The 2,117-nt window shown below is 61.6% G+C and carries 4 protein-coding genes; 1 reads left to right on the top strand and 3 read right to left on the bottom strand.

All coding sequences use genetic code 11. The annotated features are described in order from the left end of the window. Positions 1 to 54: 54 nt before the first annotated feature. Complete coding sequence (locus F8N49_RS27385; RefSeq protein WP_007944009.1) at positions 55 to 426, bottom strand: YajD family HNH nuclease; 372 nt, start codon at positions 424 to 426, stop codon at positions 55 to 57. 49 nt (positions 427 to 475) lie between these two features. Then, a complete protein-coding gene (locus tag F8N49_RS27390; protein ID WP_071174691.1) occupies positions 476 to 1,162 on the bottom strand; it encodes a spermidine synthase in 687 nt (228 codons plus the stop codon). A gap of 80 nt (positions 1,163 to 1,242) precedes the next feature. Between F8N49_RS27390 and F8N49_RS27395 the strand changes: the two genes are divergently transcribed. Then, positions 1,243 to 1,527: a hypothetical protein gene (locus F8N49_RS27395; protein WP_016771228.1), complete on the top strand. Its 285-nt coding sequence runs from the start codon at positions 1,243 to 1,245 to the stop codon at positions 1,525 to 1,527. Here the strand turns inward: F8N49_RS27395 and F8N49_RS27400 are convergent. After that, entirely contained in the window at positions 1,524 to 1,997 is a 474-nt protein-coding gene (locus F8N49_RS27400) for a cyclic nucleotide-binding domain-containing protein (RefSeq protein WP_016771227.1), read from the bottom strand. The genes F8N49_RS27395 and F8N49_RS27400 overlap by 4 nt on opposite strands. Positions 1,998 to 2,117 lie beyond the last annotated feature (120 nt).

Raw genomic sequence — 2,117 nt, forward strand, 5'->3', positions numbered from 1 at the left:
ACAGTCTAATGGCGTACACCGTGTAGGAGCTGCCGAAGGCTGCGATCTTTGCTTTTAATCTTCTTTTTTCATCAGGCCAGCGAGGGCCGCAAACGGGTTATGCGTGGCCTTAGCGATCTTCGGTGTGCTCAGCGAGCCCTCGCCGAAATACTGCTGATCGGTGTAACGCGAGTGTTCGTTGTCGTGGCAATACAGGCACAACAGCTCCCAGTTCGAGCCGTCCTGCGGGTTGTTGTCGTGGTTGTGGTCGCGGTGGTGCACGGTCAGTTCGCTCAGGCGCTTGCCGGAAAACTCACGGGCGCAGCGGCCGCAGACGTGCGGGTACATCTTCAGGGCTTTGTCGCGGTAGCCCATTTCCTTGTCGCGCTGGTTGTCGGCGAGGATGCGGTCCAGCTTCGACGTGTTGGTGGGGGTGGACGAACTCATGGGTTCACCTTTGCAGAAAGACTGATGACGGTTATGCGCAGAGTTTAGCTCAGCCCTTGAGCTTCTCGGCAATCCAGATCGTGTGACGGGTGCCCTTGTTGCCGTGGGCGAAGACCTGGACTTCTTCGGCCTTGAAGCCGGCCTTCTTCAATTTGTCGGAAAACTGCCGGTCGGCGCTGGCCGACCACACCGCGAGCACGCCTTTGGGGCGCAGGGCCTTGGCGCAGGCATTCAGACCAGCGGCGGAATACAGCCAGCTGTTGGCCTTCTGGGTCAGGCCTTCGGGGCCGTTGTCGACGTCGAGCATGATCGCGTCGAAACCGTTCGGCTCGCTTTGCAGCACATTGGCCACATCTTCCTGACGGATCACCGTGCGCGGGTCGAGCAATGGCCGACCGGATTTCTCCCCGAGCGGGCCGCGATTCCACTCGACCACGCCGGGCACCAACTCAGCGACCACCACTTCGGCGGACTTGCCCAGGTGCTTGAGTGCCGAGGCGAGGGTGAAACCCATGCCCAGGCCGCCGATCAACACTCGCGAATTCGGCCGGCCGGCGACCTTGCGGCAGGGAATCTCGGCCAGCGCATCTTCAGAACCGTGCATGCGCGTGTTCATCAACTGTCCGCCGTCGCCGCCCTGGATCTTGATGACGAAATCCTCGCCATACTCGAACAGGCACAGGGCACCGCCGTTTTCAGGGATCGGGGTGGTGTCGAGCAGAACGAAACGTTTCATGGAAATCTCTACAAGGGGGAAGGCAAGCAGGCGCGTTGGGAGTAGCCTGAGCACAGACTAGAGGCCAAACGGAGCCCTTGATGAAGCGCACCATTCTAACGGTCATTACCCTGGCCGCGCTCGCGATTACTGCGGTGCAGGCCCAGCAGAGCGTTCCGGTCAGCCCGACGCCGCAACCCGGTTCGCCCGGCACCGCGACGCCGACACCGTATCCGCAGATCACCCCGATCACCCTGCCCAAGTCGGGCGCCGGCAGCGGCAGCCCGCCGCTGGTACCGATCGAGATGCCCAGCCCGCCGAGCAAGGATCAACCGGTGCCGGGCATCGAGCCGAACGGCAACAAGGTAAAATCCCCCGGCGGTTAAACCTGTTGCGCGGCGAGTTGGCCGTCGGCCATGCGCAGGCGTTTGGACAGCGAGACGGCGAGGGCGCGGATGATCTTTGCGGCGATTTTCGGTGCGTCGTTGAGCATTTTCTCCAGCGAGTCCTTGCCCAGGTTGAGCAACTGACAGTTGCTCGCCGCGATACACGTGGCCGAGCGGCGCTCGCCATCGAGCACGGCCATTTCACCGAAGGCGCGACCGCTGCGCAGGGTGGCCATGGTGATCACCTGGCCGTCGGCGCCGGTTTTCTGCACGGCGACCTGGCCGGTGTGGATGATGCACATGAAACTGCCGGCATCACCCTCGCGAAAAATCGCCTCGCCCTCAGCTACGGTGCTGATGCTGAAGTAACCGGAAGCGGCCGCAAAGTCGGCCAGCTGCAATTGATCGAACAGGCCACAGTCCATCAGCCAGTCGCGGATTTCATTGTTCAGGAAGGTCGGTTCTGACATGTCGATGCGGTCTTTTTGTTATCACATTTCAAGGCTATACACGGATCCCGCAGGAATGGGCTTTTGTGGCGAGGTGCTTTATCCCCGCTCGGCTGCGCAGCAGTCGCAAGTCCTGCCAAC

Source organism: Pseudomonas sp. GXM4 (assembly GCF_008923895.1).
GTDB lineage: Bacteria > Pseudomonadota > Gammaproteobacteria > Pseudomonadales > Pseudomonadaceae > Aquipseudomonas > Aquipseudomonas atacamensis.

Bases quoted from the DNA above. Each gene is read 5' to 3' on its own strand.
- F8N49_RS27385 (WP_007944009.1), bottom strand. From the start codon at position 426: ATGAGTTCGTCCACCCCCACCAACACGTCGAAGCTGGACCGCATCCTC.
- F8N49_RS27390 (WP_071174691.1), bottom strand. From the start codon at position 1,162: ATGAAACGTTTCGTTCTGCTCGACACCACCCCGATCCCTGAAAACGGC.
- F8N49_RS27395 (WP_016771228.1), top strand. From the start codon at position 1,243: ATGAAGCGCACCATTCTAACGGTCATTACCCTGGCCGCGCTCGCGATT.
- F8N49_RS27400 (WP_016771227.1), bottom strand. From the start codon at position 1,997: ATGTCAGAACCGACCTTCCTGAACAATGAAATCCGCGACTGGCTGATG.